This is a genomic window from uncultured Leifsonia sp. (assembly GCF_945957465.1).
Taxonomy (GTDB): Bacteria; Actinomycetota; Actinomycetes; order Actinomycetales; family Microbacteriaceae; genus Leifsonia.
Genome location: NZ_CAMFLC010000067.1, coordinates 1 through 14,554 on the forward strand (window position 1 = coordinate 1; position 14,554 = coordinate 14,554).

Annotated in this window: 16 protein-coding genes; 10 read left to right on the plus strand and 6 right to left on the minus strand. The window is 71.5% G+C overall.

Annotation, left to right across the window (positions count from 1 at the left end; genetic code table 11):
* Positions 1–10: 10 nt before the first annotated feature.
* Positions 11–364, minus strand: a complete 354-nt coding sequence (locus Q0Q23_RS18230) for a hypothetical protein (RefSeq protein WP_295127562.1) — start codon at positions 362–364, stop codon at positions 11–13.
* 126 nt (positions 365–490) lie between these two features.
* Here Q0Q23_RS18230 and Q0Q23_RS18235 point away from each other — a divergent pair, with 126 nt between their 5' ends.
* From Q0Q23_RS18235 to Q0Q23_RS18255, 5 genes are all read left to right on the plus strand, one after another.
* The gene (locus Q0Q23_RS18235) at positions 491–1,600 is read left to right on the plus strand and encodes a zinc-binding dehydrogenase (protein WP_295127564.1); all 1,110 of its coding nucleotides are present in this window, start codon (positions 491–493) and stop codon (positions 1,598–1,600) included.
* Positions 1,601–1,715: 115 nt separating this feature from the next.
* On the plus strand, positions 1,716–2,678 hold the full coding sequence (locus Q0Q23_RS18240; protein ID WP_295127566.1) for an aldo/keto reductase: 963 nt from the start codon (positions 1,716–1,718) through the stop codon (positions 2,676–2,678).
* 46 nt (positions 2,679–2,724) lie between these two features.
* Positions 2,725–3,699 carry an alpha/beta hydrolase gene (locus Q0Q23_RS18245; protein WP_295127569.1) on the plus strand — a complete coding sequence of 325 codons (975 nt, stop codon included), beginning with the start codon at positions 2,725–2,727 and terminating at the stop codon, positions 3,697–3,699.
* A 5-nt stretch (positions 3,700–3,704) separates the two neighbouring features.
* A complete protein-coding gene (locus tag Q0Q23_RS18250) occupies positions 3,705–4,751 on the plus strand; it encodes an alpha/beta hydrolase fold domain-containing protein (protein WP_295127610.1) in 1,047 nt (348 codons plus the stop codon).
* Positions 4,748–5,959: a multidrug effflux MFS transporter gene (locus Q0Q23_RS18255; RefSeq protein ID WP_295127572.1), complete on the plus strand. Its 1,212-nt coding sequence runs from the start codon at positions 4,748–4,750 to the stop codon at positions 5,957–5,959. Before Q0Q23_RS18250 ends, Q0Q23_RS18255 begins: the two co-directional genes overlap by 4 nt.
* 33 nt (positions 5,960–5,992) lie before the next feature.
* On the opposite strand, the gene Q0Q23_RS18260 is transcribed toward Q0Q23_RS18255, so the two are convergent.
* Positions 5,993–6,121: a hypothetical protein gene (locus Q0Q23_RS18260; RefSeq protein ID WP_295127575.1), complete on the minus strand. Its 129-nt coding sequence runs from the start codon at positions 6,119–6,121 to the stop codon at positions 5,993–5,995.
* Positions 6,122–6,261: 140 nt separating this feature from the next.
* Between Q0Q23_RS18260 and Q0Q23_RS18265 the strand changes: the two genes are divergently transcribed.
* The 5 genes from Q0Q23_RS18265 to Q0Q23_RS18285 all read left to right on the plus strand — a co-directional run bounded on the left by Q0Q23_RS18265 (position 6,262) and on the right by Q0Q23_RS18285 (position 9,183).
* Positions 6,262–6,867: a hypothetical protein gene (locus Q0Q23_RS18265; protein WP_295127578.1), complete on the plus strand. Its 606-nt coding sequence runs from the start codon at positions 6,262–6,264 to the stop codon at positions 6,865–6,867.
* Positions 6,840–7,310 carry a GNAT family N-acetyltransferase gene (locus Q0Q23_RS18270; RefSeq protein ID WP_295127581.1) on the plus strand — a complete coding sequence of 157 codons (471 nt, stop codon included), beginning with the start codon at positions 6,840–6,842 and terminating at the stop codon, positions 7,308–7,310. The genes Q0Q23_RS18265 and Q0Q23_RS18270 overlap by 28 nt, the downstream gene beginning before the upstream one ends.
* Before the next feature lie 37 nt (positions 7,311–7,347).
* The gene (locus Q0Q23_RS18275) at positions 7,348–7,737 is read left to right on the plus strand and encodes a hypothetical protein (protein WP_295127584.1); all 390 of its coding nucleotides are present in this window, start codon (positions 7,348–7,350) and stop codon (positions 7,735–7,737) included.
* Positions 7,738–8,020: 283 nt separating this feature from the next.
* Positions 8,021–8,404 (plus strand): hypothetical protein, encoded by a 384-nt coding sequence (locus Q0Q23_RS18280; protein ID WP_295127589.1) that lies wholly within the window; start codon positions 8,021–8,023, stop codon positions 8,402–8,404.
* Between the two features lie 89 nt (positions 8,405–8,493).
* Entirely contained in the window at positions 8,494–9,183 is a 690-nt protein-coding gene (locus Q0Q23_RS18285) for a hypothetical protein (RefSeq protein ID WP_295127594.1), read from the plus strand.
* A gap of 169 nt (positions 9,184–9,352) precedes the next feature.
* On the opposite strand, the gene Q0Q23_RS18290 is transcribed toward Q0Q23_RS18285, so the two are convergent.
* The 4 genes from Q0Q23_RS18290 to Q0Q23_RS18305 all read right to left on the minus strand — a co-directional run.
* On the minus strand, positions 9,353–11,668 hold the full coding sequence (locus tag Q0Q23_RS18290; protein WP_295127600.1) for an arylsulfatase: 2,316 nt from the start codon (positions 11,666–11,668) through the stop codon (positions 9,353–9,355).
* Entirely contained in the window at positions 11,665–12,471 is an 807-nt protein-coding gene (locus tag Q0Q23_RS18295; RefSeq protein ID WP_295127613.1) for an ATP-binding cassette domain-containing protein, read from the minus strand. The genes Q0Q23_RS18290 and Q0Q23_RS18295 overlap by 4 nt, the downstream gene beginning before the upstream one ends.
* A 50-nt stretch (positions 12,472–12,521) precedes the next feature.
* Positions 12,522–14,366, minus strand: coding sequence for a dipeptide/oligopeptide/nickel ABC transporter permease/ATP-binding protein (locus tag Q0Q23_RS18300; protein ID WP_295127605.1), 1,845 nt, complete (start codon positions 14,364–14,366; stop codon positions 12,522–12,524).
* Positions 14,363–14,554, minus strand: a 192-nt coding sequence (locus Q0Q23_RS18305) for an ABC transporter permease subunit (RefSeq protein ID WP_295127608.1), incomplete at its 5' end; no start/stop codon positions are given. The genes Q0Q23_RS18300 and Q0Q23_RS18305, both read right to left, overlap by 4 nt.

Below are 14,554 nucleotides of genomic sequence, written 5' to 3' on the forward strand. Positions count from 1 at the left end.
CGAGATTCCTCTACGTCTCGTGGGCTCGGAGATGTGTATAAGAGACAGCGCCGTGCCCGTCCACCGCAGCCTCCGCATCGCCTCCGAAGATCGTCTGCGGCCACAGGGCGCCGAGCCAGGTGGCGTGGAGGTGGGAGTCGTTGATGCCGGGGATCACCGTGCGCCCGTCGAGGTCGATCACCTGCGTGTGCCGCCCGATTGTCGCCTCCACCTCGGCGGTGGTCCCGACGAGCAGGATCCGGCCCCGGCGGATAGCCACGGCGGCGCCGGTGGTGTCCGCTGCGTCGAGGGTGTGCACGATCCCGCCGCGCAGCACGAGGTCGGCGGGGGAGTGGGCGGCGTTGCCGGTGGTGGTGTGGTGCACAGGGTCCTCCTTCGGCGTCGACCCTGCCCGAAACGGCATGCTCCGGGCCTCTGGCTATTTTGGTCAACGTATGTAGAATAACCCACACCGACGCGGAATCCGCGTGCCGATCCTCTGGAGCTTTCGATGACGATTCCCAGCACCACCCGCGCCGCCGTTCTCACTGCGCACGGCGAGCCGCTCACGCTGCAGAACCTCCCGCTGCCCGAGGTTCTCGAACCCGGTGCAGCGCTCGTGCGGATCGCCTGCACGACGCTCTGCGGCACCGACATCGAGATCTGGTCCGGCGCGATGAGCTTCCCCGGGATGCTGCCGATGGTGCTGGGCCACGAGATGGTCGGTGAGGTGGTCGCAGTCGGCGACGGCGCGCACGACACGCTCGGCCGTGCGCTGAAGCCGGGCGACCGGATCGGCTGGTCTGAGTCGACGTGCGGCGAGTGCTTCGGCTGCACGGTGCTGCGCGAACCGGTGCACTGCTCTCGACGCGGCTACGGGTTCCTGCAGCGCTCGGACGTGCCGCCCTACGCGACGGCGGGACTCGCCGACTACGCCTACGTCACGCCGGGCGCGGCCAAGCTGCTGCTGCCCGAGGAGGTCAAGGACACCTGGGCATCGATGGCCGGCTGCGCGGCCAAGACGGTGCTGCGCGCCTTCGGGCGGGCGGGCGGCGTGCGGCCGGTTTCGCGGGTCGTGGTGCAGGGCTCGGGAGCCCTCGGGATCTTCGCGACAGCCGTCGCGCACCTCTCCGGCGCGGCGACCGTCATCACCGTGGGCGCACCCGCCGATCGGCTCGCCGCGGCCCGGCGCTTCGGCGCGGATGCGGTCGTGGACATCGCCGGCGGCTCGGAGGCGACGGTGCAGCAGGTGCTGGAGCTCACCGGCGGCCAGGGCGCCGACCTCGTGCTCGACTTCGCGGGCGCCCCGACCGTCGGGCCGGAGGCGCTGGCGATGGCCGCGCAGCGCGGCACGTTCGTCGTCGTCGGGTCCACCGGCCCCGCGGGCGACCCGGTCGCGCTCAGCACCATCATGGGCAAGGAACTGACGGTCGTCGGCTCCCTCAACGGCGACATCGCCGACTACTACCGGGCGATCGAGTTCTTCCGCGCGTTCGCCGACCGGCTGCCGTGGGACGACCTGTTCAGCGAGCCCGTCGGGCTGGCCGAGGCATCCCAGAAGGTCGCGACGATGGCCTCCCTCGGCGAGATCAAAGCCGTCATCGACCCGCGGCTCGGCTGAGCCGGAGCCCCTGCGGACGGCATCCACCCGAGGCAGCGGCAACGCAGAACGAAGCAACCAGCCCACCCCCGCGAACCCCCACCCCCACGAACCCCCGACCACGAGGACCACGCCCATGACCGACCGCATTCCCACCCGCCCGATCGGCACGTCGGGCCTCAAGGCCGGCATCCTGTCGCTCGGCTCCTGGCACACCTACGACCGGATGGACTTCTCCGACGCCGTCGAGCTCGTGGCGACCGCCGTCGACCACGGCGTGAACCTGTTCGACGTCGGCGTGTACGGCCTGCCGGGAGCGCAGCCGCCGGTGTTCACGGACGTGCTGTTCTCGGCGATCGTGCGCGCAGCGGGACTCCCGCGCAGCAGCTTCCTGCTCTCCGAGAAGCTGTGGCTCGAGGGGTACGGCGAGGGAGGCTTCCGCCCCCAGCTCGAGCACGCGCTGTTCCGCGTCGGCAGCGACTACGCCGATCTCGTGATCCTCGGCGATCTGCGGCGCGACGATCTCGACCTGCGCGACCTCGTGCTCGACCTCGCCGGTCTCACGGAGGCCGGACTGATCCGCGCGTGGGGCGTGAACAACTGGTCGGCCGCGAACATCCGGTCGCTCCTCGACATCGCCGCCGCCGAGGGTGTGCCGGGGCCGCAGGTCGCGCAGCTGAAGTACAGCGTCGCGCGGCGCTCGATCCCGGACGGCGCGCCGTTCGCGCGGCTGTGGGAGCAGGGCCTGGCGATGCAGGCGTCCGACGTGATGGAGGGCGGCATCCTCGCCGGCAACGCCGCTCCCGCCCGCGAAGTCGGACGCGACCCCGGGGCCATCCGCGAGCGCATCGTGGCGTCGCTGCCCGAGTTCGTGCGCCTCGCCGAGGAGCTCGATGCCACCCCGGCGCAGCTCGCTGTCGCGTTCACCCTCACCCACCCCGCGACCGCGACCACACTGTTCGGCGCGACGCGACTCGAGCAGCTGCACGCCAACCTCGCGGCCGTCGCGCTCGTCGAGCGCGTCGGGGCCGAGACCATCCGCGCGCGGGTCGAGCCGTTCTGGGCCGACCGCGGTGTCGTCGACCCGGAGGGACCGTGATGGTCGCGCTCCGGCATCCCATCCGCATCCCCCGAGAGGACACCCCATGATCCCCGTCCCGTTCGACCCCGAGATCGCTCCCGTTCTCGACGCCCTGGCGGCCGACCCGCAGCCCGCGCTGACCCGGGAGGCCCTCCCCGGAATGCGCGACGGCGCCGCGACCGTCTTCCCCTCGGCCGAGGAGGTCATCGGCGACCGGGCGATCGACGCGGAGGACCGCGTCATCCCCGGGCCGGCCGGCGCGCCCGATCTGGAGGTCACGATCCTCACCCCGCGCGGCCACAGCGCATCGCGCGAAGCGCTGCCCGTGCTGTACAACATCCACGGCGGTGGGATGATCGTCGGCCACCGCAGCTGGGAGACCGGGCGCCTGGTGCAGCTGGTGGAGGAGTTGGGCGTCATCGCGGTCAACGTCGAGTACCGGCTCGCCCCCGAGAACCCGTACCCGGCCGGCGTCGAGGACTGCTACGCGGGGCTCGTCTGGCTGGCCGGGCACGCCGCCGAGCTGGGCGCCGACCCCGAGCGCATCGTGGTGATGGGCGGCAGCGCCGGCGGCGGGTTCTCCGCGGCGGTCGCCCTGCTCGCCCGCGACCGCGGCGGCCCCGCGCTGGCCGGTCAGTTGCTGCTGTGCCCGATGATCGACAACACGAACACGACCGTCTCCAGCCATCAGTACGCCGGCATCGGCACCTGGACGCGCGAGGCGAACCTGCTGGCCTGGGAGTGCGTGCTCGGAGAGGAGCTCGCCTTCAGCGAGCGTGCGCCGCAGTACGCGGCCCCGACCCGGGCGACCGACCTCTCCCGGCTGCCGCACGCCTTCATCGAGGTGGGCGCGGCCGAGCCGTTCCGCGACGAGGACGTCGAGTTCGCCTCCCGCATCTGGGCGGTCGGCGGCGACGCCGAACTGCACGTCTGGTCGGGAGGTTTCCACGGTTTCGACATCTACGCGCCGGAGAGCGAGCTCACCCGCGCAGCGCTGGCCGCGCGGCACTCGTGGCTGCGGCGGGTGCTGGGGCTGTGACCGCCGTGAACGCGCCGCGGCCGGTCCCGTACGACCGCGAGCTGGAGGCGGGGCTCGCCGCGTTCCTCGACCTCGTGGAGGTCGTGCCGCTGCGCGAGCACACCATCCTGACCAATCGGGAGCATTTCGCCACGATCATCCCGCCGATCGCCGAGCAGGTCGCCGGGCGGCCGGTGGAGTGGGAGGAACGGGTCATCCCGGGTCCGGCGGGGGCGCCGGAGATCGCGGTGACCGTGGTGCGGCCGGCGCGCGGTGCGGTGGATGCGGCGGGTGCGGCGGATGCCTCTCCGGCCTCCCCGCCGTCCGCAGCGGCCCCCGGCGTGCTGGGCATCCACGGCGGCGGCCAGCTGCTGGGCACACGCTACTTCGGCACGGGTGAGCTGATCGACTTCGCGGCGCGGTTCGGCACCGTCGGGGTCGCCGTGGAGTATCGGCTGCATCCCGAGGCCGCCGACGCCGGCCCGGGGCCACGCGGCACGGCGGGCGCCGAGGACTGTTACGCCGCGTTCGAGTGGTTCGCCGCGAACGCCGCCGAGCTCGGGGTCGACCCCGACCGGATCCTCGTCTCGGGTTCGAGCGCGGGCGGCGGCCTCTCGGCGGCGGTCGCCCTGATGGCGCGCGACCGCGGCGGCCCGCGGCCGGTGGGGCAGCTCCTCGACTGCCCCATGCTCGACGACCGCAACGACACGGTGTCGGCCCGGCAGTACGACGGGATCGGCGCCTGGGACCGCAACAACAACGACACGGCGTGGAACGCGATCCTCGGGCCGGACCGGTTCGGCGACACGGTCTCGCCGTACGCCGCGCCGGCGCGAGCGACCGACCTCTCCGGGCTGCCTCCCGCCTACATCGCGGTCGGTGCGGCCGAGGTGTTCCGCGACGAGGCCGTCGCGTACGCCTCCGGCATCTGGGCGACGGGAGGCGAAGCCGAGCTGCACGTGTGGAGCGGCGGCTATCACGGCTTCGCCGGCTTCTCGCCGGACGCGATCGTCTCGCGCGCCGCCCTCGCCGCACGCGACAGCTGGGTGCGTCGCACCCTGCGACTCGCGTGACCGCGGCCGCGCCGCCGCTGATGAGCGTGCGGCGCAGCATCCTGGTGCTCGGGCTGCTGGAGGCGTTCGGCCCGCTCTCGATGGACCTGTACCTCCCGCAGCTGCCGCGGCTGGCCGCGAACCTGCACACCACCGACGCGCTGGCCCAGGCGACGATGTCGGTGTGCATGGTCGGGCTCGGCCTGGGTCAGCTCGTTGCCGGCCCGCTCTCCGACCGGTTCGGCCGACGACGGCCGCTGCTCGTGGGTGTGGCGCTGTTCACGGTGTTCTCGCTGGCGTGCGTCTTCGCGCCGAGCGTGGAGGTCCTCCTCGTCGCCCGGCTCCTGCAGGGGCTCGCCGGGTCGGCCGGCCTCGTGGTCACGCTGGCGGTCGCGCGTGACCTGTACAGCGGGGCGGAGCTGTCGCGGATGCTCTCCCTGCTCGCCCTGGTCAGCGCGTCGGCGCCGATCGTCGCCCCGGTGGCGGGTGGAGCCCTCGCACTCGTCCTGGACTGGCGGGGGATCTTCGCCGTGCTGACCGCGATCGGCGCCGGCCTGTGGCTGCTCGCCTTCACCGGCCTGCCGGAGACGCTGCCGCCCGCGTCGCGTCACGCCGGCGGCATGCGTGTCGTCGGCGCCCACCTGCGCGCTCTGGCCCGTGATCCCGTGTACGTGCTGGTCGTCGCCGCGGCGGCAGCGGGAGGAACGGCGTTCTTCGCCTACCTGTCGATGTCGAGCTTCGTCCTCCAGGACGGCTTCGGCCTCAGCCCGCAGGCGTTCAGCCTGTTCTTCGCCGCCAACGCTCTCGCCAACCTGGTCGGCGCCCAGGTGAGCAGGGGGCTCGTGCTCCGCCTCGGCCCGGCGCGGCTCTACCTCGTCGGCCAGCTCGTCACGGCAGCGGCCGCCCTGCTCCTGCTCGCCGCGGTCGTGCTCGGCTGGGGTGCGCCGGGGGTCCTTCCCGCGCTGGCGGCGTTCCTCTTCGCCTCCGGACTCGGCGGCCCGAACGGCACGACGCTCGCTCTCGGCGGCCACGCGGTGCGCGCGGGGACGGCGGCCGCGGTGCTCGGGACGGTCACCTTCACGGTCGGACCGCTGATCGGCCCGCTCGCGGCGCTCGGCGGGACGACCACCCACGCGACGGCCGTCACGATCGCGGGAGCGACGGGCGTGGCCGTGGTGCTCGCGATGCTCGCCGCGCTGGTGATGAGGCGGGTGGCGGCGAGGGCGTGAGGTGGGCGCCTCTGGACGGTAGGCCCGGGCGGCCTACGGCTGCTGCGCCGGCAGCCCGCGGGCAGCAGGGTCGAGATTGATGGGCATCCCGGCGCGCAGATCGAACTCCAGCGGATTGAGCCAGTGGAGGTCGCCGACGGTGATCCCCAGCCGTGCCGCCACGGCCGTCGCGGTGTCTCCCGCTGCGGGCGTGTAGGTCGCCGGCCCGGACGCGCCGGACGCGACCGCCCCCCCGTGCGTACTCCGCTGCTCCGCTGTCGTGGATCGGCCGGGAGAGCCCGGCGGGTTCCCTGGTCCAGTCGATGGCGGCCGACGCGAGAACGGTCGCCGCGCACCGGCCGAACGGTCCGGGCGTCGCGGGGGCGATCAGCAGCAGCGACCGCCACATCGTCGGATCGGCCTCGGGCATGATGTCGCCCGGAAGCCGGCGCGTCGTGGTGGCGGCCGGCTCCTGGCCGAAGTCGAGCGAATACTCGTCGCCCGGACACTCCGCGGAAGCGGGCGCCGCCGAGACGCGCAGCGACCATGTGCCCGGCGAGTGCGTGACCGTGAGCTCGAGCTCGACGTCCGTCCCGTGCTGCGTGAACGTCGCGCTGCCGACCGGCTGCCCGGAAGGGTCGGTCAATGACGCAGTCCCGATGGTTCCGCTCGGGGTCGGGCGGCTGTCGCTCGGGACACTGTGGCTGGGCGTCGGTGTGGTGGTGGGCGTGGGCGCGGGCGTCGTCGCCGTGCACGCGGTCGCGCCGAGAAGAAGCGAGCCGGCCAGTGCCGCGCTCGCGAGTCGTCGTGCCATCGTCCCCCTCCGACGTCGGACAGTCGTCAGCGTAGCGTCGGCCCGGGTGGTTCCGCAGTCTCCGGCGGACCTGGATAACCTGGCGCCATGCCCGCCGAGATTCGTATCCAGGTAGCCGACTCGCTCAGTGACGGCGACCTCGCCGCGATCGAGCGGCTGCTGCCGCAGCTGTCGTCGACGGCGACGTTCGACCGCGCCCGCATCGAGTCGATGCTCGAGCACGACGGCACGGACCTCATCGTCGCCCGGGACGGCGACCGCCTCGTCGGGATGGCGACGCTCGCGACGTTCCCGCTGCCGACCGGCGTCCGCGGCCACCTCGACGATGTCGTGGTCGACGCCGAGCAACGCGGGCGCGGTATCGCCCGCGCGCTGCTCGAGACGGTGATCGAACTCGCGCACGAGCGCGGGCTGCGCACTCTGGACCTGACCTCCCGGCCCACCCGGCAGTCGGCGATCCGCCTCTACGAGTCCGTCGGCTTCGAGCGCCGCGACTCGCTGCTGATGCGTTACAGCGGCCGGACGCCGACGGCGGCGGACGGGCGGGTGTCCGGGTAGGGGTCGAGCGCGAGCGCACGCTTGTAAGGTGTCGGCTATGCCGGGTCCCCGCTACGTGCGCTTTCGGTCGACCGTTCCGAACAGCCATGGAGTCCGGGTCGGCGTCTTCGCGCTCGTCAACGGCCTGGCCCGCTCCGGCCTGTTGACGCCCGAGCAGCTGGTGCGCTGGCGCGAGGCGAACGACTGGTTCGAGGCCGCGTATCCGGATCCGTCCAGGCTCGCGCCCGACGCATACGACCCCGCACTGCACCCGGGCGCCGTCTCCTGGTTCAAGGAATCGGCCGTCGAACTGATCGAGCGGACCGCCGCGCACGCCCGCCTCCTCGATGCCCACGGCGTGCCCTGGGAGAGGGTCACGTGCGCCGACCCGGGGCGCATCCTCTTCGAGGACGGCGTTCATGTCGTGTCAGAGCCGGACGCCGACTGAGGCGGCTCACTCCGACGACCGAGTTCGGGTATTGGATGCTGGCCGACGAAGCTCGCGACGTCCGGCGAGGCGATGTGTGATCGGAGCGGGGCAGGTCAAGGTGTCGCCTAAACGTGCAGCAGTCCCAAGTGTCGTATTTGCATCCGATGGGGATAGGTCATCTTCAAGCTGACACAACGTCGATTATTTGTGGATTTTTAGTAAGCTTACGCGGAATCGATTTAGGAGAATAGCATACGATTCTCTGGGGATCGGTGTTAGTGTGCTGATGGAGGTGGTTCCGATGAACATGGCGACAACGACTCGCAACGCTCACGCGGAGTCCGCGAAGCTCGGCATCCGGGAGATCACGCGGCGCCTGAACTCCGCGCTCGGTGCGACCCTGGTTGCGTCGCTGGCTGGCAGCAAGGACCCGAAGATCAGTTACAAGTGGGCGCGCGCCGACGGTCCGGAGCCGAAGACCGACGCCGTGCGCCGGCTGCAGTTCGCGCACACTCAGTGGCTCGCGATCACGGCCTCGGAGGGCGAGCACGTCGCGCGGATGTGGTTCATCGGCTCGAACCCGCTCCTGGACTACGACACCCCGGTCGACGCGATCCGCGAGAACCGCTTCAAGGAGGCCGCGGCCGCCGCGAAGGCGATGGTCGAAGACGGCTTCCTCGGGTGAAGGCCCGAGTCGATTCGGCCACCGGGCTCCGCCTGGTGGCGAGCCCCACCGCGCCCGTCTTCCGGATCGCGAAGTCGTCCTATGGGCCGATGAATCCTCCCGTACGCGAGGACTCGAAGAGACGTGCCTGGAATCGCTGGGACACCCCCGGTCGCACCGTCTACGCGTCCGACAGCGCCGGCACCGCCTACATCGAGGCCCTCGCCTGGGCGCACGAGGAAGCCGCAAGCCACGACCGAGCCATCCGCAAGACGGCGGAGCTGTTCGGGGTGTCCCCCAGGGAGGCTCGCGACATGGTGGAGGCCGACTGGCTGAAGGCAGGGAACATGCAGCCAGGCTGGCTGCCGACGATCTGGCGCGACGGTCGGCGCACGTATCAGCTGACGTTCCCCGACGGCTGGTTCGTGCACATGATGAGCAGCGACACACTCTCAGCGATCTCAGCCGGGCTGGAAGACGATCTCCTGAAGCGCGGCATCAATGGGACGCTGACCGTGTCGGAAGTGACCTCGAACGACCGGCGGCTCACGACGCGCATCGCTACGTGGCTGCGCGAGGAAACTACTCTCGACGACGGCAGCCAGCCGCTCGGGGTGCAGTTCACGTCGAAGTACGGACGCTCAGGTGAGGCCGAGGGCACGTCGTGGGCGTACTGGATGCGGGCGATCGACGCTGGCCTGTCGGTCGAGCCGGTGGTCGTCGACAACGGGGAGCCGATCGAACTGGATGACGCCGACTTCAAACGCGCGCTCCAGTTCCACCACATCGAGTCCCGCTGAGCGCTCATTCGGGAGTGTCGGAGCGCGCCGATAGGGTCGACGACATGGCAGCACCAGGGATAGGCGCTGAAATCGTGCCCTGATCCCGAGATGAACCCGCGGGCGGGGCGCAACCCGTAGCGGAGACCGCGCGCCGGCAGTCCTGCTGCGACGCCGACACGACCATCCCTCACTCGTAGATCTGCGCCACGGCCTCCTCGACCGGGATGATGACCTCCGGGTTCTCCGGCGCCCGCTCTCCCGGCACGTAGCGCACCCAGCGCAGCGCTCCGGTGAACGGGTCCGACCGGTGGAGCAGGTGGCGTTCCCAGTCGACAGGACCGCCGCGGTCGAGGCCGACGCTGATGCCCGTGAACGGGGCCATGCCGAGCAGTTGGAGTACGGGCTTCAGTTCGAACAGCCGTGGCGTGTCCTCCGCTGTCGGGCCCGCCCACGCGCTCACGCGCCAGCGCAGTCCCGGCTCGGCGGTGAAGCGCAGCAGCACCTCGGTCTCTCCCGCCGACTCCAGCGCGCCGAGCGGCGCCGAGGCGCGGTGCATGCGCCCGTACTCGTTGTATGCCAGCTGGAGCATATGGTCGCGGACCGACAGCGCGTAGCCGCCGCCCTGGTCGCCGTGGGCGACGAGCACTCCGGTGCCGCTGCCGAAGTCGGCCCGCACGACCACGTCGAAGCTGCGCAGCTTGGTCAGCTTCGCCGACCGGAACCGCTCCAGCGTCGCGGTCGCGGGGTAGAGGGTCACCGGGCGCTCCAGGGCCAGCTCGGTCGACGGCCGGTGGGTGAACAGCGAGCCGTCGTCGTCCAGGGGGAACACGGTGTTCCACCAGGCCGCACGGCGCCACTCCTCGGCCAGCTCGGCGACGAGTTCCGGGCGGGAACTCGCCAGGTCGACGGCTTCCGTCGGGTCGGCGGAGGTGTCGTAGAGCCTCCACTCCGCGTCGTCGTACGAGTCGCCCCAGCGGTGCGCGGTCACGATCTTCCACTGGTCGCGCGAATACGCGCGGTTGCCGGCGAACTCCGAGTACTGCGACGTTCGTGCCGGCTCCGCGCCCGGGTCGCGCAGCACATCGTCGAACGCGATACCGTCCACCTCGTGCGGCGACGCCGCGCGAGGCACCCCGGCCAGCTGCAGCAGCGTCTGACCCAGGTCCGTCACGTAGGCGTACTGCGGGCGGATGCCGTCGTCGGCGTCGGCGCGGGGCAGCCCGGCCGGCCACGACACCACCAGCGGAACGCGGATGCCGCCCTCGTAGGTCGAGCCCTTGTAGAGGCGGAACGGGGTGTTCGAGACCCGCGCCCAGCCGGCCGGGTAATGGGCGTGCACGCGGGGGCCGCCGATCAGGTCCGGGTCGCGGTCGACGTCGCGCTCCCAGTCGGCCGGGAGGCCGGCGAGCTGGACGAACTGGCTGAAGTAACTGCGGGTGCCCTGCGGTCCGCCCTCACCGGTGCCGCCGTTGTCGGAGGCGACCACGACGATCGTGTTCTCGTACTCGCCCAGTTCGCGCAGCACCTCCAGCAGCCGGGCGAGGTTCTGGTCGACGTTGTCGACGGCGGCGGCGTAGACCTCCATGTACCGGGCGAACAGGTCGCGCTGCTCGTCGCTGAGCTCCTCCCACGGGGTGTCGCCCGGCGCGGGGTCGGTGTCGCCGGGGAAGAGGCCGTCGCGCACCTGGCGGGCGAACCGCTCCGAACGCACGTGATCCCAGCCGCGCTCGTACGCACCGCGGTACTTCTCGATGTCCTCCCGCTTGGCCTGGAGCGGACCGTGCACGGCGTGGTGCGCGAAATAGAGGAAGAACGGCTTCTCGGCATCGTTGGCCCGCAGCGCGCGGATCATCCCGAGAGCACGATCGGTGAGGTCGTCGGTGAGGTAGTAGTCGTCCGGATAGTCGTCGACGACCACCGGGGAGTTGTCGGCCACCAGCCGATGCGGATGGAAGAGCGTCGTGAACCCGTCCATCGACCCGTAGTACCGATCGAACCCGCGCTGCAACGGCCAGGAGGACGTGTCGGCGCCGTCGTGCATCTTCGACTCGGTCGTCAGGTGCCACTTGCCCACCATGAACGTCGCGTAGCCGGACTCCCGGAACGACTGCGCGATCGTCGGCACGTCCTCCGCGATCTCCATGACGTATCCCGGAAAGCCGGGGTCGGCGTGCACCACCGAGGCGAACCCCGCTCGATGCGGGTTCAGACCGGTGAGCAGCGCGGCGCGCGCCGGGGAGCACACCGGAGTGGAGTGGTAGTTGGTGAACCGGTAGCCGGTCTCGGCGAGCTCCTGCACCGCGGGTGTCGCGATCTCGCTGCCGAACGGCGACAGGTCGCTGAAACCGAGGTCGTCCAGCAGCACGACGACCACGTTCGGCGCTCCCGGCCGTGCGCGGCGGCGCGGCGGCCAGGCCGGGGTGGAGGCGCTCGCCACCTCGGCGGCGATGCCCGCGAAGTGCTCGTAGCCGCGCGACGGATAGCCGGACGTCGTGGCCGTCACGCCGCCTGCTCCCGCAGCTTCAGCCAGGCGGCGCGGCGCTCGGCCTGCTTGACCGGGTCGGCGATCGGGGAGGCGGTGAGCAGCCGCCGGGAGTAGGGGTGCTGCGGGTCGCGGGTGACCTGCTCGCCGTCGCCGGTCTCCACGATCTCGCCGCGGTACATCACGGCCACGCGGTGGCAGATGCGCCGCACGACGCTGAGGTCGTGCGAGACGAACAGGTACGAGACGCCGGTGTCGCGTTGCAGCTCGATGAACAGGTCGATGATCGTGGCCTGCGTGGTGAGATCGAGGGCGCTGACCGGCTCGTCGCAGACGATGAGGCGCGGCTTGCGCACGAGCGCCCGCGCGATCGCGATGCGCTGGCGCTGCCCGCCGGAGAACTCCTTGGGATAGCGGTCGAGCACCTTCGACGGGAGCTTCACCCGGTCCAGCATCTCGGCCACGGTCGCCCGCGCCTCCGCGCGCCGGATCCCCGACGTCGTCAGCGGCTCGGCGAGGACATCGCCGATCGTCATCGCCGGGTTGAGCGAGCCGTAGGGATCCTGGAACACCACCTGGATGCTGGAGGCCAGCTCCCGGCGCTTGGCGCCCTTCAGCCGGGTGATGTCGCGACCGTCGAACTCGATGCGGCCGGAAGCGACCGGCACGAGACCGAGGATCGCCTTGCCGAGGGTCGACTTGCCCGACCCGGACTCGCCGACCAGTCCGACGCACTCGCCGGCGCCGACGTCGATGGAGACCTCTTTCAGTGCGCGGAACGAGCCGCGCCGCTGGCCGTAGTCGACGACCACGTCGCGCGCCATCAGGAGCGGCTCGAAGGCGGCCGCCGGGCTGGGGGAGGGGATGGAGGCGGTCACGCCGGCACCGCCTTTCTGTCGTCGGCGTCGGTGGGGGTGTCAGTGCCGGCGCCGGTGGAGGGGGAATGCGTCGCATCCAGCTCGGAGCGGCTCTCCGCCCCGTCGAGCGACGCCGCGATGAGCTCGCGGGTGTAGGCGCTCGTCGGGTCGGCGAAGATCCGCGCGACGTGGCCGACCTCGACGATCTGACCCCCGCGCATCACTACCACCCGGTCGCAGATGTCCGCGACGACACCGAAGTTGTGGGTGACGATGATCAGCGCCATCCGGTACTCCTGCTGCAGTTCGCGCAGCAGCTCGAGCACCTCGGCCTGCACGGTCACGTCGAGCGCCGTCGTCGGCTCGTCGGCGACCAGCACCGACGGCTTGCCGGCGATGGCGCCGGCGATGAGCACGCGCTGGGCCATGCCTCCCGAGAGCTGGTGCGGGTACGACTTCATCACCCGGGGAGGGTCGACGATCCCGACCCGCTCCAGCACCTCCAGCGCACGTCGGCGGGCGTCCGCCTTCGACAGCTTGTGCACCGCCCGCAACGGCTCGATCAGCTGGTGGCCGATCGTGAACGACGGGTCGAGGTTCGACATCGGTTCCTGCGGGATGTAGCCGATCTCGTGGCCGAGAAGCTTCTGCCGGTCGGCGTGCGCGAGTCTCGTGACGTCGCGTCCGCCGATCCAGATGGCGTCGGCCGTGCAGGCTCCGCCGGCGGGGAGCAGGTCGAGGATGCTGAACACCGTCTGCGACTTGCCGGAGCCGGACTCGCCGACGATCCCGAGCACCTCGCCCGGCGCGACGTCGAGGTCGATGCCGTGCACGACCTCCAGCTCGCCGCCGTCGGCCGTGGCGTAGGCGACCCGCAGGTTCTTGAGCTGTACGGCGGAGTCGGCCGACCTGTGCGCCACCGCTCCGGTGGAGGTCGTCAGTGCGGCAGGCTCGGCACGGCGAGCGGAGCGCCGGCGGCGGCGATGCACCGGCGTCTTCACGCTCACCACGTCGGCGAGCGTGGAGCCGGCCACGGCCAGCGCCGCGATCGTGATGCCGAGGGCGAGCGACGGCCAGAGCAGCAGCAGCGGCGTCGTGAGCATCGTGCGGAAGCCCTCGTTCATCATCGCGCCCCAGCCGGGCGTCTTGGCCCCGCCGATGCCGAGGAACTGCAGGCCCGCCTGCATCCCCATGGCGAGCCCTGCGGTCAGCGCGGTCTGGATGATGACGGGCGCGTACACCGCCTTCACGATGTGCTTGGCCAGGATGCGCGCGTCGCCGAGACCCGAGACGCGCGCGGCATCCACGTACGGCTCGTTGCGCACGGCCAGCACTGTGGAGCGGGTGAGCCGGAAGTAGCCGGGCGCCATGAACACGCCCAGGGTCGCCATCAGCACGGTGAAGTCGTTGCGGGTGCCCGCCGCGACGATCAGCAGGATGATCATGCCGGGCACGGCTTGGAGAGCGTCGCTCACCCAGGTGGCGGTGCGGTCGAAGAGCCGCCCGTAGTAGCCGGCGGCGAGCCCGGCGGGAACGCCGACGAGCACGGCCACGACGATGGTGACGAAGGCTCCCCAGAGCGTCGACTGCGTCCCCCAGATGAGCCGGCTCAGCACATCCCGGCCGGCGCTGTCGCCGCCGAGTGGATGGGCCGGGCTCGGCGGTGCCTTGGTCAGCGCCAGGTCGACGAAGTTCGGGTCGTGCGGCGACAGCAGCGGTGCGAAAACGGCCACCAGCACGACGAGCGCGAGCACGCCGAGCGAGACCGCGCCCGCCGGCCGCTTCAGGAACCGCACGAACGTGGAGCCGCGGCGCGGGGCGGCCGCGGCACGCGGATCGATGAGCACTTCGGTCGCCGTCATTGCACACGCGCCTTCGGGTTGATCCAGCTGAGCACCACGTCGAGGAGGAAGTTGACGACCACCACGAAGATGACCGTGATGACGGTGATGCCGAGCAGGATGGGGATGTCGCCGTTCTGGGAGGAGCCCGAGGTGAGGGCGCCGATCCCCGGCAGGGAGAAGATCTGCTCCACCACGATCGCGCCGCC